A 25330-nucleotide genomic window follows, 5' to 3' on the forward strand; every position below is an offset into this window, starting at 1 on the left:
AAAAACGAGGCCTTTTGAAAAGAGACATGCTGGATGTGAGGAGCGAGAAAAAATTAACCGCAGGCGTATCTATGATACGTTGAGGATTAATTTTTTTGAAGCGACGAAGCAGACGGCGTGTATATTTTCAAAAGGAGAGGAGACGGGCGTTAATTACTACGGCGCGCGGTACCTTGACCCGAAGTATAGTAGATGGCTGAGTGGCGACCCTGCATTAAGCGACTACATACCCAAAGCCCCGATAGATGACGAGGCGAAAAAGCACAATGAGAACTTACCGGGCATGGGTGGGGTATACAACATAGTCAATATGCACCTGTACCATTATGCGGGGAATAATCCGGTGAAGTATACGGATCCGGATGGGAAAGATATAATAAGTTTTTTTAAAGGATGGGTTAATTACAATCTCAATAACACAATTTTTTCGAGGTATGGTTCGCAATATGCATATAATCCTCAATTTGAAATGGCAAATGAGGTTTTAGCTAACATTGGTCAAATTATGAAGAACGGTTATAGCGTATATGCTCAAACATTGAAATTTACAAGTGAACATTCTGGAACAGCTACATTGTTTTTACTAACCATTGGGCAACCTGGATTAGCTGCAATTACAAGTACCATAGGACTTGCAGTTGATAGCTTATTAGTTATTGATAATTTTGCTAATGGCAATATAGTCGAAGGGAGTAAAGGTATTGCTGTAATAGGTCTTTCGATGTTAGCTAATAAGGGTGTTAAAAAAGGATTTGAAAAATTGGGGAGTTTAGTCGGTATTTCTGTTGGTAAGAATGGCTTATACTATATGAAAGGGCGGAGAGGAGCATTAAAAACAATTGATGGAATTCGTAAACAACTTTATAAAGATTTGGTCGAAGGTTATTTTGGTCAAGCAATAGCTCCGGAAGTTGCTTCGCAGATGGTAGATGCTGTTATGAAAGAAATATTAAAAACTGAAAAGGTGGAAGAATAGAATGAATAGGCGTACTGCTCGGATTTGTTGTTATATTGCCTTAGTAGCATGTTTTATTGTAATTATATTGTATATAATTGGATATAGAGGAACATATATTTTGTATTATCTTCTCGGCTCTATTGCTGGAGGAGGGATGTTTCCAACTTGCTATTTTGATTTCAAAAATGACTATGACAATGATAAAATATCGCCTTCTAGTATTAAGGGATTAGTCGCAACGGTCTTTGTTTTTTTGATTTGTTTTTTTATGTTCATTAAGACGTTATTTGGGTAAATTAGAAACCATATGGAGTAAATTACGATGTTGATTGAAAAAAGCGGATTAAGACTTTATACAGATACTACTAATAAAATTTCTGAAGCTTCAATAACTAACTTTTCAGATGAAATTAAGGCAGAATTACAGTTGCATAATTTGAAGAAGCTTACTGTTGATAGTACGGATTGCATTGACGATTTTTCAGTTATTGCAAGCTTAAGAACTCTTTCTTCTTTGATTATAAGATTTGATTATAAAACGATTGATATTTCGTTTGTGAATGAAATGCCAAATCTGAAAGAATTGGGAAGTCCAAAATTTATAGGAAGTATTACTAATAAGAATATAACTAGTATTGGTTATAAGTGGTCTAAAAAAAGTGATATTTCTCAATGTAGTAATCTTCAAAGTATTGATGTTCATAACTGTAGTGATTTAGCAAGTTTTTTTCAGCAAATAGGTAATTTGCAATTTTTAAAAAAACTTTCTTTTTTTAAGTTAAGTGCCCCCTCTATTTCGATTGGCAGGTTAAATACGAATATAGAAGAGTTGAATCTCTCTTATTGTTCAAAACTTAAAACTTTAGACCATATTGGTAAGAACTTGCCAAAAGTTACAAAAATGACAATAGAGAATTGTAAACATTTGTGTAGTTACGAGGCGTTGTCAGAATTTAAAAATTTACAAAATTTGAATATTTTCGATTCATCGCCTATTTCCGATTTATTGTTTTTAGCAAACTTAAAAAATCTAACACATATAAAAATTGGAAAAACACAAATAACCGCGAAAAATAAAGATTTGTTGAATAATATCAAGAATGTTGATTTATGTATGACTGGAATTTTATAATAATTTTACATTTTTTTAGATTTAGTTTTTTCATAGGTTAAGCAAATCTGAATTTCTTAAAATTCCATAGTTTTGAACAAATTGTAAAATCATGTTATAGATATGTTATTGCTGACAATATAAAATATAAGAATGAATCTTGACAAAGTAAATAAGAGATGATTTGAAAGGTTAAAGTGATAGTATATAAAAAGCAGATGGGTATTCTTAACAGCAAGGATTCATCTTTACTTCCCACAGAACGAGTTACGGCCGTATGTGAGAATCCATATCAAATCTATACGTCCTTGTACAGATTTGATATCATGTTTTGCAGATGGCAAAACATGATACTGTTTAGAACCACCACCATCCATGGCGGTACTGAAAGAAAAAATATTTTTTTAAGGTGAAAACAAAATTTCGTTTTTATTTACAGCGTAACTATCCTCTCCCCCCGGACAGCGATTGAAGCGGAAATCCTTTCCTGCTTCTACGACTAGAGAAAGCAATAATAAATCGGGTGTTGCTAAAAGAGAAGCGTATGAAGCTCTTTCAGAATTATATGCAAAAGCTGTTGTTGTTCAGCCAGGGCTATCTCGATGTAAAGATTTTAGAGCTGCAATAATTAGAATGAGTGAAGCGGTTAAGGATACAAAGGGTACATCATATATCAGGCGGTGGCACAGTTATGCGTGATGAATTTAAATATTCAGGAAAAAGCTATAGAATTGATTTAGAAAATTTGCGTGGTATAAACCTTGTGGAATAATTTTATGAATGAATTGATAAAGAAATATATTGAATTATTATTTAGTGAAGGCAATAAAAATAAACGGGATATAATAATAAATCTTGGTTTATTAATTGAAAAAAATACTGATAAGGAGAATCCTACAGATTATGTACAACTACTTCCTTCAGATTTATTGGTTGTTAATTTATCCGAAGAAGAAAAAAATTATATATTAGATGAATTAATTTATTTTTTAAGTAAAGGCAGAAATTATTATGATTCTGTCATTTGGGCTATCGGAAAATCTTATGATAAAAAATTTATTGAAAAAGCATTGGAGACTGTAATTCATGAAAAATTATATGTATATAAAGATGTCTTACAGCAAATTAATTTTGTTGTAGATATAATAAAAAGCGAAAAAATAGATGAATTATTATCTACTATTAACCTGATGCTTAAATTTGGTTGAGTGATATTTGCGTTAGCATTTGAGGATTGTCGGTTGCAGGTATATCAATTCAAAAGTCGGTATATATGAATGAGTGTAAAAAAATATATTTCTGTATTTTTATGTAATGATGTATAATTTATAATATAAGATTGGATAAATGGATACTGTTTAGAACCACCGCCATCCGTGGTAGTATTGAAAGGAAAAATATTTTTTTAAGGTGAAAACAAAATTTTGTTTTTAGTCACAGCGTAACTATTCTCACCCCCGGACAGCGATTGAAGCGGAAATCCACTTTCAAGCGTTGTACATCCGTGTACAACGCTTGAAGACGAGTTTGACGAAATGTCAAACTCGTTACTGCATAGAACCACGTCCATCTTTAACGATGAAAAGTATGAAGAGGCGATGGGAGAGGAAACAAAGATAACGATTAGTCGGCTGTATGAAGTAGCAGAGGGAGGGAAGCGGATCGGATCGTACTTGGCAGTTTTAAGGGGATACATTGGTGGGCGACCAGCTTTAATCCGAGGGTACAAGGAGTAAAGGCAAGCGACTTAAAAGCCCAGTTTACCGTTAATTTTGGTAACAATAAGCAAATGTATCAAGATTTCAAAGCAGAATGGGAAGAAAATTCCCACTGGAAATTTAATGAGAATCCCAATACAGCGACTTTAAATTTTTAAAAGGAGGAAATATGAGTAAGTCAAAATTCATTGTATTTGTCGTTTTATATATGCTTATTTTTATAAATTGTCAGGGAAAAAAAACTATGCGGTTATTTACAAGCCATGATCAAAAAAAATTAGAAATTGCTGATAAAATAATAACATATTTAGACTTAAAGGATGAAGATGGATTATATTCTTTATTTTAAGAGCAAGTTATAGAAGAAGATGAAGCATTGAAAGATGAAATTTTAGCGTTATTTAGTTCTTATCATGGTTCTGTTGTAAAATATGAGGCGTGGGGCATTGGCGTGAAGAGAAAAATTGAAAAGGGAGATAAGTTATCGCAATACTATTCACGATTCCTAGTATGGATAGGTGAGACTGAATATATGTTACATTATATATATAGTGCCGGCTGTCAAATTTCTCATCTAGCTGATTTCAATGAGGTTACCAGTATATTAAAAGATATTGGTTTTAAGTATGGAGAAGGTAAAGACGCTTGGGTGAAAGGAGACAATATTAAAATAGTAATTAAGGCTCCACCAATAGTTGAAAATTAATCAACACCCCGACAGAGAGCGTCGGGGGATTACTCCCTCTATACAAATAAAAAGGAGACTATATGGAAAAAACAATTCTCAAGATAATTTTTTTGTTATGTATATGTTTTAGGACTTATACATTACCAATGAATGGGGTGAAAATAGCTGAACCGACTTACTATAAGGATATGAATAGTTTTAAAATGATAACTTTTTACGAAAACAATAAAATTAGATTTTCTGATGATGAAAACAACAATTCAGATGATTTTTTATGGAATCATGTATTTGAGTATTCAATCAATACTGATGGTAAATTTTATCAGCTTAAGATAAAAAATGAAAATTATTCAAAATCATTATTGATGTTATTATCTGAAAGGTTCTTAGTTTTGTATGGAGAATCTAATGAACCTCTCTTTTTTGGTGCTTCAAAAATTAATACAGAACTCTTATATTTTCCATCTTATTTTGAAGCTTCTTCGGAACTACATGAAAAAGATATTATATACTCTGGATCAAATTTGAAAACTCTTGATTTAAATAAACCATGGGTTGAAGGTGTGAAAGGATACGGAGAGGGTGAGTCTGTTCGATTTAGCATAAATGCTGAGGAATTAATTATTTTTAATGGATTTGTATCAAAAAACAGATCCTATCTATTTTCTCAGAATAGCAGGCTGAAAACAATAGACTTATATTTTACTTCTTCAGATTTGCATGAACGATATGAATTAAAAGACACACCGAATCCTCAGTCAATAATTTTTGAAAAAATCTTTAATGAAGATATTATATTAACAATTATTGATGTGTATAAGGGTGAAAAATATACCGATACGTGTTTAAATGCAATTATACTAAAATATTAATGTGTACAGTTATGCTAAGTAAATTCTTTCCATCAGGAGCTACACCGGAACAGATGGAAGCGATGCAATGAGCTTCAGATGGAAATTATAATCCCCGTGAACCAGGCGGTGAGTTTAATCAACTTAAAAAAATATGGAGATAGAGGTTTTGAATGTAATACAGAAATTGAATATTGTTTAGTAGAATTTAAGATGTCTAATCAAACATATTATTGTTTATGGTTTTCTGATAACCGTGACGCGTTTTTGATTGATAAAAATGGTAAATTAATTATGTTTTATTGTGAAGCTGAAATGAGAGATTTTTGTAAAATTCATGATTTAGATACTCAAGTAGATGCTGCTATATTGTATGATATTGATACATTTATAGAAAAAATATGTCTGAACGATATAGATTGCAATCTTATTTTACGTTTTTGGAACATTGCATCTGATATGGCATATACATTGAAAGAACCGTTTATAGGTGATGATAATGGTGTGGATTGTATAATCTTAGACGTATATAATAAACTGTTTTACGGAACGAATCCTCCCGCCTTGAAAAAGGACTCTCCTGAGATATATAGTCCTGTATGGGGAGAAAGCGAAATAAATATTATACGGAATATTATGAACGATAGTATTAGAATATTTCGTAAGTTTCTAAAATAAATATGTCATTATTAGGACAATCATCAGGATACAACAAAATGAGAAAAAGAGGGCAAAGATGATCGTAGATACATATACAAAATTTAAAAATGGAGCTAATCATTATGTGTCTATTCCAGAATTTTTATATTTAATGAGTAAATTAAAGTCTAATGGTTTGATACAAAAAAGTATTTCATTTAATCCATTTTATGAACATAAAGATTTTCTGTTGGAGATAGATGAAAGGATGCTTTATATAGAAAGCCGAGATAGTCTGAATGAAATTGATACAAAGGAATTTTATGAGAGTCAAAAGTGTGAAGAAGATTTTTATAATGTTGATATTAAAAAAAGATATTTCCTAATACAAAGAGATGATGTGACAGAATATAAAAAAACTCTTGATAGGATAATTTCATATCTTGATGAGTTAATTCCTTATATACTGCAACGTTTAAAATCTGAATATAATACCAAAGAAGCTGGCTTATTGTTTGGGAATGTATGTTTTGAGATTTATTATGAATAGGAAATAGTCTTCTGGCGATAGAGTTATGTGGATTTTTGATGATTATAAAGGAAGTCACAATCCGCATTTAATACCCTAATAAGAATTTCCATTCTCTTCCCGCAGAACGAGTTACAGCCGTATGTGAGAAAACGGTGCCTTTTGAAAAGAGACATGCCGGATGCGAGAAGCGAGAAAAAATTAACCGCAGGCGTATCTATGATGCGTTGAGGATTAATTTTTTTGAAGCGACGAAGCAGACGGCGTGTATATTTTCAAAAGGAGGAGATGGATGAAGAAACCGTGCTATACTATTACGGCGCGCGCTATTTAGACCCGAAGTATTCGAGGTGGCTGAGTGGAGACCCGGCGCTGGGAGATTACATACCCAAAGCTCCGATAGATGACGAGGCGAAGAAGCATAACGAGAATCTCCCCGGCATGGGCGGGGTGTTTAATGTGGTGAACCTGCACCTATACCACTACGCGGGCATCGGGCAGCGAAGCGATAGCGAGCTTCAAGCCAATAATCCGGTGAAGTATACGGATCCTGATGGGAAGGCTTTACATGTGGCAATAGGTGCTTTATTGGGAGCAGCAGTGAGCGTAGCTTCAGTTGCGATTGGAGATTGTTTAACGGGTAATGTAAGTAGTATAGGTACGTATATAGGGGCAGCTGTAGGAGGAGCGATTTCAGGTGCTATTATGGCTGGCACATGCAATGGATATGCCGCAGGTGTAGCAGGTAGTAGTATTGGCGATTTAACTAAACAAATGATAGATAATAAAGGAAATATTACAAAAACAGATGTTAAAGAATTAATTACGGTTACAGTAATTGGGACTGCAACAGGTGTATTAAGTAATAATTCAATACCAGGAATAACTTCAGGAAAAGGATCTATGTTGGCGGTTTCAAAACAAGTTTCTATTAAATTAGCAAATGGCACAATAAAAAATATTAGTATAAAAATATCTGCAAAGATTGCTGTTGCAAGATGTAGCAATTGTGCATTAGTTGAAGGAACAGCTGCGGCAGTACTTTTATCAAAAGGCGTTAATCGAATAAAAGAGTATTTACCAACCGTAGATAAACAGCAAAAGCAATCAAATATGTTATATATAACAAATGGTATAGCAAATGGTGAGTAGAATAAAAAAATTGCTTATTTTATTTAAATCATATTTTTCTGAAAAGGAAGATACCGATTTTTTAAGGATAGACAAAGGAATAGGAGATAAAATTCTATTTTCCCCTGTTTATATTATGTTGATTATTTTACTTTTTTCTAATGCAACATGGTATGAAATGGCATTTTTTTGGATTTTATTTGCAATTATATTGATACCAGAAGTATGCGGTAGATATATACTCGTTTCAGATAAAAAAATAATACAAAGACAAGCATATATTCACAGAAAAGAGCTTGCTATATGTGAGATAAAAAAATGCTATGTTCGCTATGGTTTTTATCCAAGGGAAAAAGGTATAGATCGAGGCGGATATGTTGTGTTAAGATTGGAAACCGAAAAAAGTTTTATGAATATAAGTATGTTCTATTACCGCAGGAAAGAATTAATAGCACTTTGTGAGAAAATCGGGTTTCCTAATACGATAAAACGAAAGTGAATATTTTTTTGCCCATCAAAGGAGATCTATTTGCCTACCGCCGTAACTACACGTGGAACGAGAAGAACCTGTTAACAAAATCGAGCGACCGAACCTACACCGTACACTACCGCTACGGCGAGGACGGGCCGCGCGCCTTAAAAGTATACGGAAGAAGGTAACTTAGATGTCAAAAGTAATTAAACGCTCTATATTAGTATTAATTTGTCTTTTTTTAGTTTTTTCTTTATTTGAACAACGCAAATATTATGAGTTTACTTGTAAAAATGATACAAGTATGAAGAATATATTTAATTCAACTCAAATAAATCAGTTATCAAAAAAAGACTCTATTATGAGGGTATCTGTTGGTAATGTAATCTTCTTAAAAACTCAGCATTTGGGTTTTAGGATTTTTGCTAAACAGAATTTTAGGCAAGTACGCATCAATCAACTTGAAATTTTATATGACAATAAACATAGAATTTTAAAAAAGCATAATGTTTATGAACCAGATGATTCTAACAAGAATAGGGTTATTTTCAAAAATTATGAAGTTGATGGCATTAATTATTCAGGAGTTGAAAAATTAATATTCTCTGATTTTAATACAAAAGATTTTTGTTGGGTAAATTTTTATAATATGTTTAAATGGCGACATGGAAAGGTGAATGATAAATTCCCTGTAAAAATTGTCTGCCATTATTCATTAGATGAAGAAAATTACACAGAAGAAATTGACTACATAGTAGAATGCAAAGAAGCATATCCATCTCGGTTATACAAGATTTTTTTAATCATTTAACTCAACAGAGTAAAAATTAAAACTCCGTAGTCTTCAGAAACAACTACGGACTACCTACCGTACAAATTTACCGGCAAGGAGATGAATATGGTTGAGCCTTGGTTTTAGGAACTTGGGATTTGAATGCTCCAAATAGTTTGAGTGATATTGGTGTATGGTGTATGGTGGTCTGCAACAGGGGCATGGAAAATTTATAAGGGGAAAAAATAAAATATGTATTTAGGGTGGATGAAAAAACATTTATTAATAATAACAATATTACAGTTTAGTTTAGTGATATTCGTGTTAGTTTTTAAGCAAGAGTTTCACTATGGAATATATTTAACTCCATTTTTAGGAGGTTTATTTTGGGGCGCATTACAATATATTATTTGCAAGTTAGTTTATAGAAATTCAAAAAGTTTGAAGATAAATTTGATGCTTGTTATGTGGGATATATTTTCTATTTTTCTGTTGTATTATCACTTCGAAATTCAAATACGATAATTCAGATTATGGTTATTTTGTTCTTAGTTAGAACAGAATTAACAATCTTTTCTAGAAAGTTTAATATAAAAGAGAAATAGGTAGAGGGTAAGGAAAAATAACTAAGATTGGGAATTGAGCAATACAAATACGAACCGTGAAATAGAAGGAAATAATTATATGGGTATAAAAGATTACTTTTATCAGTTTAACTATATCCCCATCCCCCGGACAGCGATTGAAGCGGAAATCCTCTATCAAGCGTTGTACGTCCATGTACAACGCTTGAAGACGAGTTTGACAAAATGTCAAACTCGTTACTGCATAGAACCACGTCCATCCGTGGACGATTGTAGAATCGTGCGATTTTGGGGAGCGGCTATCAAATCTGTACATCCTTGTACAGGTTTGATAGTACGTTTTACTGATACCAAAACATGATACTGTTTAGAACTACCGCCATCCATGGCGGTAGTGAAGGGAAAAATATTTTTTAAATTGAAAACAAAATTTTGTTTTTATTTACAGCCTAACTATCCTCACCCCCGGGACAGCGATTGAAGCGGTATGGTGCAGCGGAGCCGACAGGCGTAGCTTCGAAGCAAGCGCGATGCCTTTTGAAAAGAGACATGCCGGATGCGAGGAGCGGGAAACTGATCCGGATGGGAAGGCAGCAACAGAATTTGTTATGGCAGTTATTCAAACGGATCTTTCGATACCTGATCCGTCTGATCTCAATCTGTTGAAATGGGGTGGGTATGTAGCTGCTATTGGATTAACAGCTACTGTTGAGTATTTTGCTATAAAAGCTATACAAAGTTCCATATCAAAAGCAAAAGAAGCTAATGGGCAGCGTAATCGTGAGCTTGGATCTATAACAATTCAGATACAACAAGGAACAAGATCGATCCAGGTTGGTTCGACACGGTTTGCTCTTAATGAAAAAGGAGTGACAAAGCGTCAAGCTCAAAAAGCTCTCGATGAACAAGTGAGTATGTTATCAAATAATAGAGGATATGGGCATCTGGTTAAGAGTAAAAAATTTCAAACAGCTGTTAGTGAAATGTCAGAAAACATTAAGACAAAGCATACTGTTGGAGATGGCGATCAAAGACACATGAGAGTCCTATTTGAATATAACGGTAAAACTTATCGAATTGATATTCGTAATAATGGTAATAATCCAAATTTACTACTATACTAACGATATAAAAGGGATTGTTCATGGATAAAAGAATTCATATGTTGTTGGAAGATGCAGAAAATGATTTATCAAAAAAAGAAGTTCTTGGAATTTTAATGCATATTATAGCAGGGACATATCAATTGATGGATCAATCTTTTTATCTGTGTATTCCTGTTGAATATAGAGATATAAGAATTAGACAAGAAGATGAAAAAGAGATTTTGAATAGACTCATAAGCATAATTAATAAAAAAGGAGATAATATGGAATATGCAATGAAATGCATATCGGACATGCAAAATAATAAAGCATATAAATGTGCAGAAGAGTTGTTTTTGCAAGAAGACTGGGGAAAATATCCTGATTTCTTAGGAACGCTTATTTTTTTTCTGGCAATTTCAGATCGAAAATTTAAGAAATATATTCCAAAAACAATCGAATACTATAACACGATTGATAATGTATTTTTTCATGAAACTGTCGGTGCATTATTAGAAGCTTTTTGGGCGAGAGGTGCTTATGGGCAAAGAATAAGAGCGAAAATAAAAGATTTTATCGTAATGCCTATACTAAGATTTATTTCAAAAGTGATAGAGGTTTCTATGTCAAAAGAAGAAGAAGCTTATAAATACCGTAATTGTCAGCTTAACTCGGTAACAATTCAGATACAACAAGGGAGAAAATCAATTCAACTCAGTTCAGTGCGTCTCGCCCTTAATAAAAAAGGGGTTACGAAAGGGCAAGTTCTAGAAGCTTTAACTGAACAAGTTACTATATTATCAATATCCGATGAATATGGAAAAATGGTTACCAGTAAAGAATTCCAAGCAGCTGTTATGGAAATGTCAAAAAATATTCAAACCAAGAATACAATATATGTTGGTGATCAACCTCATATGAGTGTATCATTTACGTATAATAAACAGGAGTATAGGATTGTTATATTAAGCATCGGAAAAAACCTAAAAGACTAGGAGAAAGCATGAATAGAAAAATTAAATTGCTTATGAAAAAAGCTAAGAAAGATACCAACGATATTCATTCGTTGGAAATATTGACAGCAATACTTTTCGCGAATTTTGCATTAGTTGATGAATCGTTTCATTATAGTATTCCTGAATATTATAGGAATATCAAAATAAAGAAAGATGATATTGATGATATGCTAACAGAGCTTGTTGTTATCGTTAATCAGAAAGGGGAAAATATGAGACAAGCAATGGAATGTATAACACAAATGAAAGACGATGAAAATAAGGGGTATGCATGTGCAGAAAAATTATTTTTACAAGAGAATTGGAAGCAATTCCCTGATTTCTTAGTAACCCTTATTTTTTTTCTTTCAATTTTTGATGAGGAATTTCAGAAATATATTCTAAGAATAATTGAATACTATAATACGATTGATAATGTATTTTTTCATGAAACAATCGGTTCATTATTAGATTGTAAAGGATACCTACAATCTATAAGTAGAGAATGAAAACTTACAATTATGATGTATACTGTAACAAAAACTTATCTACTCTTCCTCACAGAACGAGTTACAGCCGTATGTGAAAAGCTATATCAAATCTGTACATCCTTGTACAGATTTGATAGCACGTTTTGCTCAGCAAAATGTGCTTCTGCTTAGAACCACCACCATCCATGGCGGTATTGAGAAAAAAACAGCGCGGGAACAAAGCAGAAGCGGTAAAAAGATTGGAGCAGTATAGTGCAGCGGTGCCGATACTTGTGCATCTTTTCATTGTGTTGATGGTACACAAGTATCGGCAGTCCGCCAAAGAAAGATACATATTAAAAGGTTTTTGGGTAAATCCATGAAAGCAGATAACAAATTAAAAGAACAAATTAATGATATACTTTCAGAATGGAATCCTTTAGATGTACCTGCTTTTATAGCTAGTGAGGAATATATGAATTATGTTGACTCAATCATTAATATAGGTCGAAATATAAATGCGTTACGGAGATATTTCATTAGCCTTATTATTGATCGATTGGGCTTAGAATATGACCCATCAAATTTAGAACAAATAAATAGCATAGAGAATGTAATAGAAAAGGTTATGAATACTTTACTGAAAAGCGGTAATGTCTGACGCGATATATCTATCTGTGAAAGATATTGTCCAACGGCTGAATAATAGCGGAGGTAGAATTGAAATATATGTTCAGAAATTGGATGGCTAAAAGAATAAAGTATGTATGTTGGCGTTGGGGTACGTCTACAAGTCACTTGGAAAAAGGAGAAATAATGAGTTCTGAAATAAAACTAAATTTGGTGGCATGTTTATGTATTTTCGTTGCAATTATCTTTGTAATTATGCTTGTTTTATTTGATAAAAAAATTGGAGGAAACGTTTTAAATACAAAAAGTTATAAAACAGAAACTTTTTTTATTGCAGATAAGAATTACGGAAAATGTATTAAGGAGATAATTAGAATATCATGAAAGGCTTAATCATTAAATATATATGTATCATTCTATGGTGTTGGGTTACAGTGTCGATTCCTTGTTTCTCCGAAGAAACTTTTGAAAGGCAGCTGGAAAAAAACATTGAAAGGATAGGTATCGAAAATTATTATCTATTGGAAACTATATATAGAGAACGCCACAGTCCTGTACCCTTCATTGCTGTCTATTGTGATGGTGGATTTTATTCATTGTATGACACAGGATTGGAATGTGAAAAGATAGGGAATAAACGATATTTTTTTGATTATAAGGTTAATGATAGTATCAAGAAACTTTCGACGGAGATAGCTGATAAAAATATGCCTCTCAATGATTTTATCAACACCTATTTAGCGAAAAATGAACATGATGAAAGCTATAGGATATCTGATTTTGGCTATGGTCCATTTTTATCGTCAGAAATGATGGAAGCTATCTTGTTTGCCGCGCAGTATAGTTATGATTTTTTAATTTTAGCTGAGAACGGTTATGAACATGTGATAAAATTATATTTGCCGGATTCGTATGAATATGCTTTAAAATATTATGAGAAGATATACGGATTGAAAAAACAAAAGTAAAAACTTGCAAGTTTAAACGGTAATACTGCTTAACAATTGGCACGGATACCGTAGTTTTATATGATGGGGCGAATATGAATTACAATAGAATTAACGCTATAATAAGAATGGTCGTATAGTTCTTTCCTTTTTTCAACATATTCTGTGCTTTTGATTTTTTACAGTATCATAAAAAAATAGATGATAGTATACATGATGTTGAACATGTTGAGGAGTACAAAAAAGTTATAAATATAAGCGGGTTTAATCCGGAACTTTAGAGGTTGGCATGGAAAAATATTTTTTATCTTCAGATGAAAATAAACAATTAGAATATGTAAGAGAATGTGAGTATATACGATATGTAAAATTTTCAACAGGGAAATTAGCAGTGATTGCGAAAATTAGTGAGCCCGTGCAATGGAAAGATGAAAAAGGTTTTCATGGATCTGATTATATTATTATTACATCACGCCATGAAGGTTATGGTATAAAGGATATATCATACTTTCCAACTTTTGTGTATGTAACTGTCTTAAAAAATAAAGATTATGATTTGATTGAGGAAATAGTAGCGGATGATTTAATTACAATTGGAATAGGAGAATTATATGAAACTTATGATAGAGCAAAAAATCATATATTTGATTAATTTTTTTATATACTAATTTAAAAATAGGATCCTGTTGGGAAGATGCAAAAAAAGATGTACTGAAGTAATGAGATTTTTGAGGAAAGTAAAGTTTACGTTATCAGAGGAAAAGTTAAAGGCTTGTGAATTGTCAGCTGGGTCAATACTGCCTGATTCTTATTCTGATGGACATAGGAGAAGATTCGCAAATGAAGAATATAAACCGATTGATTAAGGGAAGTATTTTTTTTCTGCTCTTTTTTACACAAACGCTTTATGCCGACATATCTTTTGATAAAGATAATGCTATGTATTATGAGAGCCTGAAAAACAACTATCGAATAGAGGAGTTATATATACAAAATAATACGTATTATGTGAAAGTTAAAGATAAGTGGTTAGTCTTTTACGAAGGTAGGTTGATAGGTGAATTTAATTATACAAGCCTCGTTGTAACAAAGAACGGCCTATTGGGGAAAAATAATACGTATACATTATTATCGAATGATTTAAAAGTATTACAAGATAATTTACTGTGGGCAAGTATAAACGATAACGGGATTATAATAAAAGAGAAGAATAAAGAGTTGTTGGCGATATCTCCTGATGGTTCAAAAAAGACTTTAAAGGGGTATGATTATGCAGAAATGTGTTCTAATGGGTTCTATATTGCATGGAATGTTACAAGATTAATACCGCGATGGTTTTCATTAAATACTAAAGGTAAAATGATTGCATCAACTGATGAAAATATAATAGAATTTGATGGAAAATTTTTTATTAAGAAGGATAATAAAATTATAGTGATAGACAACTATAAAAAGAAAGTTCTTGATGAAAAATATAGTGATTTTATGGAGGGGAGAGAATATATATTTTTATTTAATAACGGTACAAAAAGATGGGAGGTACATGATAGTAACCTTAATTATGTGCTTGAAATAGATTTACCAAATGTTTCAACTAGTATGGTTTGTCATAATATTTTTTTAATATATGATAGGCAAGCAGAGGTATTGATAATGTATAAAATTGATACGCATACATCGATGATAATTGATGACTATCGAATGGGAGAAGACTATTTATTTATAAAATACGAGAATGCTTGGAAGAGAATTTACTAATTCGATAAAATTATGATTTAGAAGATGTTCTTGACTATGAAAACAAAAATTTGCTTTTATTCACAGCTAAATTCTCCTCTTCCTCGGACAGCGATTGAAGCGGATATCCTCTATACAAGCGTTGTACGCCCTGAGTACAACGCTTGAACACAAGTTTGACGGAATGTCAAACTCGTTGCTGCTTAGAACCACCGACGTCCGTGGCGGTTCTGATACGGTGAGGATTTTTAGAAGCAACGTTTTGGCCAAAGCCAAAACTTGCAAGTTTAAGTGGCAATGCCGCTTAAACATTGGCATGGATGCTGCTGGTTTAAACAGAAGCGATGTTTCGGCTTCGACCGAAACTCGTCGTCAAAAGCGTACAAGATGGGAGTGATTATAGTATATGCAGCGATATAATGTAACTATTGAACGAAATAGAACTTTGAACGGTTGTTCTAACAGACTCATAACTATTGCAAGAAAAAATAATGTTAATTTAGATGATTTTTTTCAAAATTATAAAGGAATAGAAGGTTTTACTGCGAGTATGAAAACTATGTATTCTGTATCGCTTTGTATAGATCAAGTGCGTGAAGTATCAATAAATTGCTATGGGTTTGACATAGGTATTTTTGATATAGATTGCTATTCATTTTCTTCAATATACAATGAAATAATTTTTTCATCTCACAATTATTTTTCAGCATATAAAAATCGACTGAATAGTTCTTTCCTTTTTTCAACATATTCTGATGCTTTTGATTTTTTACAGTATCATAAAAAAATAGATGATTGTATGTATGATGTTGAACATACTGAGTTGCTGAGTATTTATAGGGTGCTAAGACCGAATTAGAAAGAATAACTAAGATGAAGAAAAATAGAATTACACTTTATTGTTTTTTACTGATTTTGTTTTCAATTGTTTTTACTTCCTTTTTTATCATTCCAACATTCTTTGATTGGTTGATTGATAAAGATACCAGGGATCTAACCTTTGAAGAAGATGTAAAGGTTTCTAAAGTAATTGAAGATTTTTATTCTGATTGTTTTAAATTAGATTATGCCAAAATTAAGAAATTTTTTTTTAAGGGAAAGGTCAATATAGAAATAATAGATGGATATAATTTATTAACAGATTATGAAGATGATCGTTTTGGAACTATAGAGACTGAAAGTGATTTAAACAGAATTGGAATTGCCTATAATCAGTATGTAGGGGGTTTGATAAAAAAACAGATTGTTTTAAAGGAATTCGTAAAGCCGCCTTATGATTATCCAGTCGGAAATGTTTATTATATAAGTATAGATGCACAATATGAAAATGCAAAAACGCATCAGTATTTTTTTATAATAAATGGACATAAACAGTTTAAAATTTATGAGTATAAAATAGAAATTCTATGAAAATAAGGAAAATCTACACGATTATGACACTAATAGATTGTTTAGAAATTAAATTAGAATGAGTGAAGCGATTGAGGCTACAAGGGGTACATTATACTTGGTTTATTAATTGAAAAAAATATGGAGTAGGTAATTTAGGCACTGCACTACTATTGACTATTCCAATTTAAATTTTGCTAGGAATAAAAATGGATCTAAACTTTTTATCTATGCTAATGTTTATCTATTTTGTTGTTTCTATAATCATATTCATAACTCCAATACATAGGATGTTGAAACATTCATATTCAGAAATGCTGGAGTATTTATATTCAAAGAATATGATAGAGGAGATAAAAATAATTGAAGATTGTATATATGGCATATCAAGTTTTTCTCAACGTAAAGAATTAAGTAATTTTTATGAGAAAATAACACAAGATGAATATTTGAACAACTTAAAACAGAAGTATTTAAATAACCGAAAATTAATTATGAAAAAGTTTATTAAATATATTATATTTGTATTTATGAGTATAATAATGTTTATTATTATTTTATTTTTACTAGAGTTTATATAAAGCTGTATAGAATTAAGGATTGTTTAGAAGTTCATATAAAGGTTTATGTTTGATATAAAATAATGATTCTATGAATGATGATAAAAAATATTTAAAATATGGTGAATAGATGAATTGAATATGCTTCTAGTGCAAATAGAATAGGGATACTCTCTTCTTCATAGAACGAGTTACGGCCGTATGTGAGGAATAAACAGAAATAGGGAAGGTAGTCCTTCGGACAGCGATTGAAGCGGCATCAGAGCGCGAAGCGATAGCGAGCTTCAAGCCAATAATCCGGTGAAGTATACCGACCCGGATGGAAGAAGATTTTTGATGTCCATTGGTTGAGAAGAAACTGGGATAACTTAATAAGTTTAAGTGTTAATGCTACAGAATTTGTAACAGGTGTCGGAGCTTTTTACAGCGCAGCGATGACTATTCATGGTGGATTGAATATCGCTTTATCTATTTGTAAAATTACTTATACAACAATCATGGCTGATATGTATGGTGATGATTATGCTGATGGGATAGATTCAAGATTGCCAGATACAGCATTAGGTTTTGTTGGATATATGATGGGATCTTTTGCTGATACTATGGTTAGTTATACGGATTCTGCTTTACCGGAAAAAGAGGGGGCTTTATTTGATCTTTTCGACACAGGATGTAGAATAGCTCTATCATTTTGTGCTGGAAAGTTCAATAAAGCTGTCGATTCGTTTGTAAAAGAAGTTGGAAGCATCGTTCCTAAAAATAAATTAGTACAATTTCAAAAATATTTAGAAAGTGCTGAAAAATTTACTGCTGTAAATTTTATTAAAGGTATTATCGAAAAATATGATACTATTTCAGGAATTATCGAAAATATAAAACAGATGGGTGAGTAAATATGCTTTTTATTATCAGAAGTTTAATCTATCTTTTTGCATCGGTTATGTGTATTGTAGGAATATTCTTTACTTATCAAGATGCGGATAATGAATGTTTCAAAATTTTTAAGCTTCTTGTGCTTATATTGGGTGGTATAGTATTTATTGTTTTTTCTCTTCAGGATTTCATAGATTTTATAAAGATTGTGAGGAGGAAGTAATTTTTTTTAAAGCGACGAAGCAGACGGCGTGTATATTTTCAAAAGGTGGAGGAGCCGGGCGTTAATTACTACGGCGCGCGCTACCTTGACCCGAAGTATAGTAGGGGGCTGTCGGGGCGACCCGGCGCTGGGCGATTATATACCGACTAGAGGTGCAGATGCATCAAAGCTTGCAGGACTGGGTGGGGTATATAATACTGTCAATTTACATCTTTATCATTATTCTGGAAATAATCCTGTGAAGTATATAGATCCAGATGGAAAGGTTGTTTTTGTATCTGCCGCTATCGTATGGGGAGTCAATACTATATTACTTAGTTACGGAATAGGTGCTTCTCGAAAAGATGAATATGGTTTTGCTTTAAGGCATCCAATAATATCAGCAGATAGATGTAAATGGGTATCAACTTTGAGAAAGATAATGAAAAAGCAGTTTATTCTTTTATTAATTTTAATAGCTCTATTTCTTATCGTTTGTTTTTTGGTTTTTTTTACTTGCCTACGACCAGCAAATCAAAAACTACATACCATACGGATCGGGAAAGAAAAAAAACTTACAGATATTTATAGATATAAGTGTTAAAAAATTGTTTTTATTGAAGGTAAAAATAAAAAAGATAAAATTAAGGTGTTTTGTGATTCTGTTGAAATAAAAGAATGGTGCGAAAATCATGATGTTTTAATGCTGTTTATGGATAAAGATAGACATGCGATAGCATATCCGCTTTATACTTATTTTGATGATTTGGAGAGAGAACCTTTTTATGATGCTATTTGGTTTGAAGTTCCATTTGAAAAGGAGCTGCCTGAAGATTATGTATTTGTTAAAAGATTAACGAAAAATTCGTTTAGAATTAAAGTGAAATAATATATCGTTGAACCGATTGTCGAATCTGTTCGTAGGAATAGGTCGGTAAGAGGGAACAGAAAAGAGTATGAGGAATATGTATTAAAGCTTCCGTACTTGTACAATCAAATAATGATATGGTAGCTTAATACATCTAAATAAATACTTTTTGTGTTGAAAAAAATATTCTGTGTAGTCATTGATATTAGCTAAGGGGGATGAATATGATTATGGTGGTTTTTCCTGTTTGTGCAGTTACATTCTGGTTCTTCGTAAAAGCTTTTAAAAAATTTGATTCCGAATTTGCTAAAGAACGAAAAAAATTTGTAGAATATCTGGATACAATAAATGATATTGAGACTTTAAAACGAATCGGGGAAATAAATATGTTTGGAGTTCGTGAAAAATGGTATCCAAGGTATACGGATCTAATTCCTTATCTTGAATATAAAATTCAACAAACAAACGATGATAATTTTAAAACTTACCTAATTGAATATAAGAAATTTATAAAACATTTTTTGTGTACTATGCCATTTATTGTTCTGTCAGTAATGATTCCTATATCATGTATTATTTCTTTGTTCCGTAATTAAACGTATAAAATCTTTCTGTTTTGAAAGGTGCCAAGTCAGCATCTGTAAAAGGAGTAGCGGAAAATGTCACACGTATAAAAAATGGAAAACATATTGGCATTGATGTTGATAGAAACATTATTTCATTTTGAGCAATGGAGTAGTAAAAATGGCATTAGTTCATAATTTTTTTGTTATTCCGTCTTTACAAGATGTTACTAATAAAATTAATAATCAATTGGATTTAAAATGTATGTCAAAACGATATAAGCATATCTCAATTCATGATGATATCATTATTTTTATTTTTAAAACTTTGAAATGGTTTAAATCAGAAAATAATACTAAAACGAAGACCACAAAAGGCCTTTTTTATTATGGTATTAGTTTAATTGAATCTGATAATTTGAATACTTTTCTTCGCATAGTCGTCTTATGGAAAGAATTATTTAAATTAGCTCCTGAGACGGATGTAATACCGGAATCTAGTTATAGTAAAAAAGAAATTATATCACAAATTGATAATTTAATTAGGCTATTAGAATATGCAACTAAAAATAATAAAATTATTTTACATTTGGGAATTTGAAATATTTAGTGTATTAATTCTGTGCAAAGAAAAACTAAGTTTTTCATGTGTTTAGAGGAAAGATCGTCTATGGACGATAAAAAAATGGTTGGTTTGCTAGTGATGTACAACTAAATTGGCAAGTAGAGCTACAAAAATTGGTAAAGTAGTTGCTGCTATACCGCAGTAAAGGAGTGTTAAATGAATTTTAATTTGGGTGTGTGTAGAATTATTGAACAAATCATTGAATGCAGTATTGGAGATATTGATTTATATAGTTTTTTAGAGAATATATGGGGTATATATATACTTATAAAAGATAAAGAAAATTTAGATTTTCAACATATTTTTCATGAGAGTTGGGATTATATTGATGAAATTATAGGATTAAATATTGAAGATAAAAATATTTATACAACAATTTTACCAAAATTTAAACAAAATATGATTAAATTTTTATAATATTGCTATATGCGAATCAGAGAAACGAAGTAAAGTCTACACAAGATGCTTCATTATTGGTGGAAATAAATGGTATAACACTTCACGATGTACCGTTGTATGTAGCTGGATGTCAGCCGTGTGAAGCACGGACTCTCATTCGAGTAGATTCTGCCGGCTTTCGATGCCCCATACTTTCTGGATTGAAAACTGGGCTGATTGGTTAAAACCCGTTATGCCCAATTTTTTGTTTTAAATGCAGTATTTATAAGGTTTTCAGAAAACATCATCCCAGGGAGCACGAGCTTTTTGAGACGGTTGATGATTTCTATCTTGAGGAGAAATAAATATGAGAAATATAGCGATACTTCCTTTTATGCTTGTTTTTCTGATTGTAGGCTGTCATAAGACTTCAACTGCTATTGAAAGGGAACTCTATAAATTGAGTTATGGTCGATATGAGATTGCAGGAGGAGGAATGGTTGATAGATACTATACGGATTATAAAGGCAATACAATAACAATGCCATTGCTTCCCTGTGGATTGTTCTTATATTTTTCTGATAATGAAGAACTACCGATCTTAGACTACCAGAAAAGAATTGAAGATGTGGGCTTTTATCCGATGCATAATGTACAAAAAGTAATGATTTATCAAAAAGGATTGGTTGTTTTAAATGACGCCGATAAAATATATGAAATCAGCTTAATGAATCCTTGGGACTATACCGAAAAGGAGAATATTTCAGATTCAGATAAGGAACATAGTATCAAGGAGTATCACTTTATAAATAACGGAAAGAAATATAAAAATATTTATGCACATACATTTGGCCTACAGGATAATGATAAGAATAAGAAATATAAAGTTTCATACTCTACTCCTATTATTAATGGGATAACAAAAATTGGACTTTGTAGCCATAGATATTTAGTAGGCGAAACGATCTATTCATTTTTTGCCTTTGATATAAAGAATCAAGAAATTACATATTTTTTTGATGAAGAAGAGTATAAGGACTTTTGCTATAAGAATATTTATTCTACCGGTTTTGAAATGCTTATTTCTTTGTATTGTTATAAGAAAGGAAAAAGTATAATAAAATGAAAAAGATAGGAATACTTTATGTTGTTTTTCTATGTTTTCAATATACGCACAGAGTAAAGATATCAATTTGTTAAAAGATATTTCCAATTCTGTTCCTAAAAATTGCTTTTGAATTGTGTCCTGAAATATTGCGAAGGTGCAAGACTTTAAATATTACTCTTGGAATTGAAATTTATAATGATTTAAAAAGTTGATTCTGATACCATGTTTTGGATGGAAAAATGTGCTTATATTTAGAATCAACAACTACATATCAGTACTAAGAGTGGGGAAAAGGTTGAGCCATAAATGACCAGATATATTAGATGTTTTGATAAATACTCAGATAGATATATAGAAGAGTATAAGCTTCCTATGAATTTGAACTTGAATGATTTGATAGATCATTTGGGGAGTAGAGCAAGCAATGATCCAATGTTATATTACTGCTATAAGATTTACGAGAATGAAAAGGATTTTTATGAAAAAAAATTTCATATAATTTTGAATTTTGTAAAATATGATTATTTTTTAGAGTGTGATGCCTAGCAGCAGTAAAAATTTATTGAAGTAATGGAATTTTCACGAAAAGTAAAATTGACATTAGATGGGAAAATATATTTTAAAAGTTAAAAAATAATAAAAGCTTATGTTCTCTTCCCACAGAACGAGTTACGTCCGTATGTGAGGGATAAACAGAAATAGGGGGTAGGGCACTGCCCCTCCCCAGACAGCGATTGAAAACGTATGAGATTCATGGTTATCCAGTGTATCCTGAACAATATTTAAAATGAGGAATACCTATATGATTATGACACCAAATAGAATAAATAGCATCACAGATGAGGCTCCAAAACAATTGGAGGAATTAAAGTGAGCCTTGGTTTCTTGTTTTTTAAAATATTCCTTTGTTTTATTTATTCTTTTGCTTTATACTCTTTTGTGTCTATACAAAATAAGCATTCAAAAATGAAAAAAATTAGAAATGGGTTTTCAAAGTGGGCAATATATACAGGATATTATCTAATTTTTGTAAATTTGAAAATTAATAAATTTTCAAAGATATTATTTATATTACTTTATTTTTTAGTGATTATTGAAATACTAACAATTCCTGTTGATTTTACGTTATATATTTTATATGAAGCAAAAATAACATCAGAATTATTTTTATCTGAATGGATACAAATATCTACAAAATTTTCATTGTGGATATTCCGCTTATTTGGTGTATTATTTTTGATCAATTATAAACTATGGCGCAAATAGAAATATGTGGTATCTGTTGTTATTGAATAGGGGCTCTTATGGGACATCAATATGAAATAACCATACTACAAAGACATCTAAGAAATGATAAAGATTTCCGGTAATATAGGTGAGTGTATGCTTAAAGTCGATATTGCAATTGTGGTAAGACATCCGATACTGCCTACGCGTGAGATAACACCTATTTTTGACATTAAAGCAACTGCTGAGTATTCTGCTAATACGCCGCGAGTTTCACCCTCCGGTAAAGAATATTGCAATTTCAGAGAATCTTATGTTCGCTATGATGTTGTTCCTGAAATACTAAAGGGGAGTAATCATGATAGTATCATTCATGATTTGAATACCTATTTTAAATCGAAAATAAAAGATAGACAAAAGCTTGAATTATTTTTGCAAAGTGGTGGGAGTGTAACCTATGAAGTTTATCTGAATGAACTACATGATGAAAATATATTTGAATTGTCTCCACGGATTCTAGGTGAATGTGCTGATTTGGGTATACCATTATGTCTGACTATATTGATGGCGAGTGAAAATATAGTCTCTGACAATACAGATTATAAGATTCTAGATTTTGTAACTGTTTCCGTTGAACAGCCAATATCATCCTTTGTGGATAATGCTCATACGCATAACTTTAATAATGGAATAGTTTATTATCCACACAAGATACCTTTAACTGGAGATACTTATTTAGAGAATGAAATTGATAGAGCTATTACTGTTTATAAAAAACAAGCTGTTGATATGTATTTATCGATAAAAGAAAAAGTACGGTGTAAAATAATATTATGTCTAAAAACTTAAGTTATTCATAATCCTTCTGCGGAAGTTAAGGAAACAGTATTTTATGATAAAAATGGAAAAACGTTTGAAAGATTTGTTCATTATTCCAAGGAAAGGATTAGAGTACAATGAAAAAGATAAAATATTTATCAATGCTTTGTATGTTTGTAGAATTACTCATTGCATGTTCAAACCAAGAAAAAAGAATAAAAGATTTATGGAAAGTGGAAGATACTGTAAATTACCAAAATTTTACGGATGATGAAAATAAAAAAATAGAAAAACTTCTAAATGCTTTTTCTTTGGAAGAAAAAATAGATAAGTTAAATTGGAATAGTGGATACTCTCAACAATGTTATGTATTAAGAAAACTATATTTTGAAAAAATTATTCCAAGGGAAGTTTTTCTGGATAGCTGTGCTTCTGTATACAAGCGATATGAAGCTAATCAAACTAATATTTCTTTTCATACTCTGGGATATGCAGTTTGTCTTTATTATTTGGGAGAAAGGAAGCAGGCTAATGAATTGTTTATAAAAATTTTAGATAAATCAGCTGAGAAATATTTTGCTCCAAAAAGGGATTACGAAATAATAGTGACTGTATGTAGTAAATTGCTGGGAATAGACAATGGTAATAATCTAAAGATAGACGAATTCTTTTTCAATATGACCGATGATGATATAATTAATATATTATGCGGAAATTAAAAATAAAATATTTTTATAGAATTGATAATTATTTAATATTGAGTATATAGTTAGTTATGTCTAGCGTTATGGTTTTTCTTGGTGATAATTGAAAGAGAAAAAGAATTATACATCTACAGATCCTTTGAATAATTCGTATAGCGCTTATAAATATGCTAATACTTATGGAGATTAACTATGTCAAGAAAACTGAATATTTTTATACTTTTTTTGATAACAGTTTTGTGTATGTTATTTCCTGAAAATATAAAAAATAATCCAACACTTGTTATAAAACGTGAAGAATGCAATGGTATGATGAATTCTCTTGATTGCGATGTTTTGATAGAAAAGAAGATAGGAGACGAATATATTCTTTATAAAGAATATACGATTTCTAATTTTGAGATATTAGGGGACAGTTTTAATTACACAAGAAAAGACCTATCTCTTGCAGGTGGGGAAAGAATTGTTTTGTCAATGCGACCAATGAAATATCGTATAAAGTGCGTAACTCCATTTGATAAACAACATGAATATTTGAATAAAAAATATGATTGGATTTCTGATTATGTATATGTTGATTTTACGTATGATTCTATCGCAACAATAGTTATAAATCAAAAAATTGATGAATTTGGTTATTCTGGGGGCTGGGAATTAAACATTGTTTATAAGTAAGATGGATATGTTTTTTGGTTTC

29 protein-coding genes and 3 pseudogenes are annotated in these 25330 nt (G+C 31.2%); all 32 read left to right on the forward strand.

From position 1 onward, the window contains the following. Positions 1-136: 136 nt before the first annotated feature. Positions 137-379: pseudogene (locus E4N69_RS01075) on the forward strand (RHS repeat-associated core domain-containing protein); the annotation flags it as partial. A gap of 901 nt (positions 380-1280) precedes the next feature. Next, complete coding sequence (locus E4N69_RS01085) at positions 1281-2090, forward strand: leucine-rich repeat domain-containing protein (RefSeq protein WP_253824213.1); 810 nt, start codon at positions 1281-1283, stop codon at positions 2088-2090. A 755-nt stretch (positions 2091-2845) separates the two neighbouring features. After that, complete coding sequence (locus E4N69_RS01090; RefSeq protein WP_253824214.1) at positions 2846-3277, forward strand: hypothetical protein; 432 nt, start codon at positions 2846-2848, stop codon at positions 3275-3277. Between the two features lie 679 nt (positions 3278-3956). Beyond that, positions 3957-4136 (forward strand): hypothetical protein, encoded by a 180-nt coding sequence (locus E4N69_RS01095; protein WP_253714870.1) that lies wholly within the window; start codon positions 3957-3959, stop codon positions 4134-4136. Positions 4137-4163: 27 nt separating this feature from the next. After that, entirely contained in the window at positions 4164-4493 is a 330-nt protein-coding gene (locus E4N69_RS01100; protein ID WP_253714871.1) for a hypothetical protein, read from the forward strand. Positions 4494-4555: 62 nt separating this feature from the next. Beyond that, positions 4556-5347, forward strand: coding sequence for an NADase-type glycan-binding domain-containing protein (locus E4N69_RS01105; RefSeq protein ID WP_253714872.1), 792 nt, complete (start codon positions 4556-4558; stop codon positions 5345-5347). A 78-nt stretch (positions 5348-5425) separates the two neighbouring features. Next, a complete protein-coding gene (locus E4N69_RS01110) occupies positions 5426-6004 on the forward strand; it encodes a hypothetical protein (protein WP_253714873.1) in 579 nt (192 codons plus the stop codon). Positions 6005-6062: 58 nt separating this feature from the next. Further along, a complete protein-coding gene (locus E4N69_RS01115; protein WP_253714874.1) occupies positions 6063-6515 on the forward strand; it encodes a hypothetical protein in 453 nt (150 codons plus the stop codon). 252 nt (positions 6516-6767) lie between these two features. Then, positions 6768-7055, forward strand: a pseudogene (locus E4N69_RS12750) (RHS repeat-associated core domain-containing protein); the annotation flags it as partial. Positions 7056-7635: 580 nt separating this feature from the next. After that, complete coding sequence (locus E4N69_RS01125; protein ID WP_253824216.1) at positions 7636-8124, forward strand: hypothetical protein; 489 nt, start codon at positions 7636-7638, stop codon at positions 8122-8124. Then, positions 8121-8285 (forward strand): hypothetical protein, encoded by a 165-nt coding sequence (locus E4N69_RS01130; RefSeq protein WP_253824217.1) that lies wholly within the window; start codon positions 8121-8123, stop codon positions 8283-8285. Before E4N69_RS01125 ends, E4N69_RS01130 begins: the two co-directional genes overlap by 4 nt. Positions 8286-8290: 5 nt before the next feature. Continuing rightward, positions 8291-8908, forward strand: a complete 618-nt coding sequence (locus tag E4N69_RS01135) for a hypothetical protein (protein WP_253824218.1) — start codon at positions 8291-8293, stop codon at positions 8906-8908. A gap of 1075 nt (positions 8909-9983) precedes the next feature. Then, a complete protein-coding gene (locus tag E4N69_RS01140; RefSeq protein WP_253824219.1) occupies positions 9984-10577 on the forward strand; it encodes a hypothetical protein in 594 nt (197 codons plus the stop codon). A gap of 20 nt (positions 10578-10597) precedes the next feature. Then, complete coding sequence (locus E4N69_RS01145; RefSeq protein WP_253824220.1) at positions 10598-11533, forward strand: hypothetical protein; 936 nt, start codon at positions 10598-10600, stop codon at positions 11531-11533. 8 nt (positions 11534-11541) lie between these two features. Continuing rightward, complete coding sequence (locus E4N69_RS01150) at positions 11542-12042, forward strand: hypothetical protein (RefSeq protein ID WP_253824221.1); 501 nt, start codon at positions 11542-11544, stop codon at positions 12040-12042. Between the two features lie 340 nt (positions 12043-12382). Continuing rightward, on the forward strand, positions 12383-12664 hold the full coding sequence (locus E4N69_RS01155; RefSeq protein WP_253714881.1) for a hypothetical protein: 282 nt from the start codon (positions 12383-12385) through the stop codon (positions 12662-12664). Between the two features lie 68 nt (positions 12665-12732). Continuing rightward, positions 12733-13017: a hypothetical protein gene (locus E4N69_RS01160; protein ID WP_253824222.1), complete on the forward strand. Its 285-nt coding sequence runs from the start codon at positions 12733-12735 to the stop codon at positions 13015-13017. Beyond that, positions 13014-13601 (forward strand): hypothetical protein, encoded by a 588-nt coding sequence (locus E4N69_RS01165; RefSeq protein ID WP_253824223.1) that lies wholly within the window; start codon positions 13014-13016, stop codon positions 13599-13601. Before E4N69_RS01160 ends, E4N69_RS01165 begins: the two co-directional genes overlap by 4 nt. 268 nt (positions 13602-13869) lie before the next feature. Continuing rightward, positions 13870-14232 carry a hypothetical protein gene (locus E4N69_RS01170; RefSeq protein WP_253824224.1) on the forward strand — a complete coding sequence of 121 codons (363 nt, stop codon included), beginning with the start codon at positions 13870-13872 and terminating at the stop codon, positions 14230-14232. Between the two features lie 188 nt (positions 14233-14420). Then, positions 14421-15338, forward strand: a complete 918-nt coding sequence (locus E4N69_RS01175) for a hypothetical protein (RefSeq protein WP_253824225.1) — start codon at positions 14421-14423, stop codon at positions 15336-15338. A 385-nt stretch (positions 15339-15723) separates the two neighbouring features. Continuing rightward, a complete protein-coding gene (locus E4N69_RS01180; protein WP_253824226.1) occupies positions 15724-16176 on the forward strand; it encodes a hypothetical protein in 453 nt (150 codons plus the stop codon). A 14-nt stretch (positions 16177-16190) separates the two neighbouring features. Further along, entirely contained in the window at positions 16191-16727 is a 537-nt protein-coding gene (locus E4N69_RS01185; protein ID WP_253824227.1) for a hypothetical protein, read from the forward strand. Positions 16728-17613: 886 nt separating this feature from the next. Beyond that, a complete protein-coding gene (locus E4N69_RS01190; protein ID WP_253824228.1) occupies positions 17614-18159 on the forward strand; it encodes a hypothetical protein in 546 nt (181 codons plus the stop codon). Positions 18160-18410: 251 nt separating this feature from the next. After that, positions 18411-18651 (forward strand): annotated as a pseudogene (locus E4N69_RS12755) (RHS repeat-associated core domain-containing protein); the annotation flags it as partial. Positions 18652-18990: 339 nt separating this feature from the next. After that, entirely contained in the window at positions 18991-19230 is a 240-nt protein-coding gene (locus tag E4N69_RS01200; protein WP_253824230.1) for a hypothetical protein, read from the forward strand. A 203-nt stretch (positions 19231-19433) separates the two neighbouring features. Continuing rightward, the gene (locus E4N69_RS01205) at positions 19434-19805 is read left to right on the forward strand and encodes a hypothetical protein (RefSeq protein WP_253824231.1); all 372 of its coding nucleotides are present in this window, start codon (positions 19434-19436) and stop codon (positions 19803-19805) included. 148 nt (positions 19806-19953) lie between these two features. Continuing rightward, entirely contained in the window at positions 19954-20373 is a 420-nt protein-coding gene (locus E4N69_RS01210) for a hypothetical protein (protein WP_253824232.1), read from the forward strand. 180 nt (positions 20374-20553) lie between these two features. Then, a complete protein-coding gene (locus E4N69_RS01215) occupies positions 20554-20814 on the forward strand; it encodes a hypothetical protein (protein ID WP_253824233.1) in 261 nt (86 codons plus the stop codon). A gap of 328 nt (positions 20815-21142) precedes the next feature. After that, on the forward strand, positions 21143-21901 hold the full coding sequence (locus E4N69_RS01220; protein ID WP_253824234.1) for a hypothetical protein: 759 nt from the start codon (positions 21143-21145) through the stop codon (positions 21899-21901). A gap of 1365 nt (positions 21902-23266) precedes the next feature. Further along, positions 23267-23959 (forward strand): hypothetical protein, encoded by a 693-nt coding sequence (locus E4N69_RS01225; RefSeq protein ID WP_253824235.1) that lies wholly within the window; start codon positions 23267-23269, stop codon positions 23957-23959. A 107-nt stretch (positions 23960-24066) separates the two neighbouring features. Next, positions 24067-24648, forward strand: coding sequence for a hypothetical protein (locus tag E4N69_RS01230; protein ID WP_253824236.1), 582 nt, complete (start codon positions 24067-24069; stop codon positions 24646-24648). 177 nt (positions 24649-24825) lie between these two features. Further along, positions 24826-25308 (forward strand): hypothetical protein, encoded by a 483-nt coding sequence (locus E4N69_RS01235; RefSeq protein ID WP_253824237.1) that lies wholly within the window; start codon positions 24826-24828, stop codon positions 25306-25308. The last annotated feature ends 22 nt before the right edge of the window (positions 25309-25330 follow it).

The organism is Treponema sp. OMZ 906 (genome assembly GCF_024181185.1).
In the GTDB taxonomy this organism is placed as follows: domain Bacteria; phylum Spirochaetota; class Spirochaetia; order Treponematales; family Treponemataceae; genus Treponema.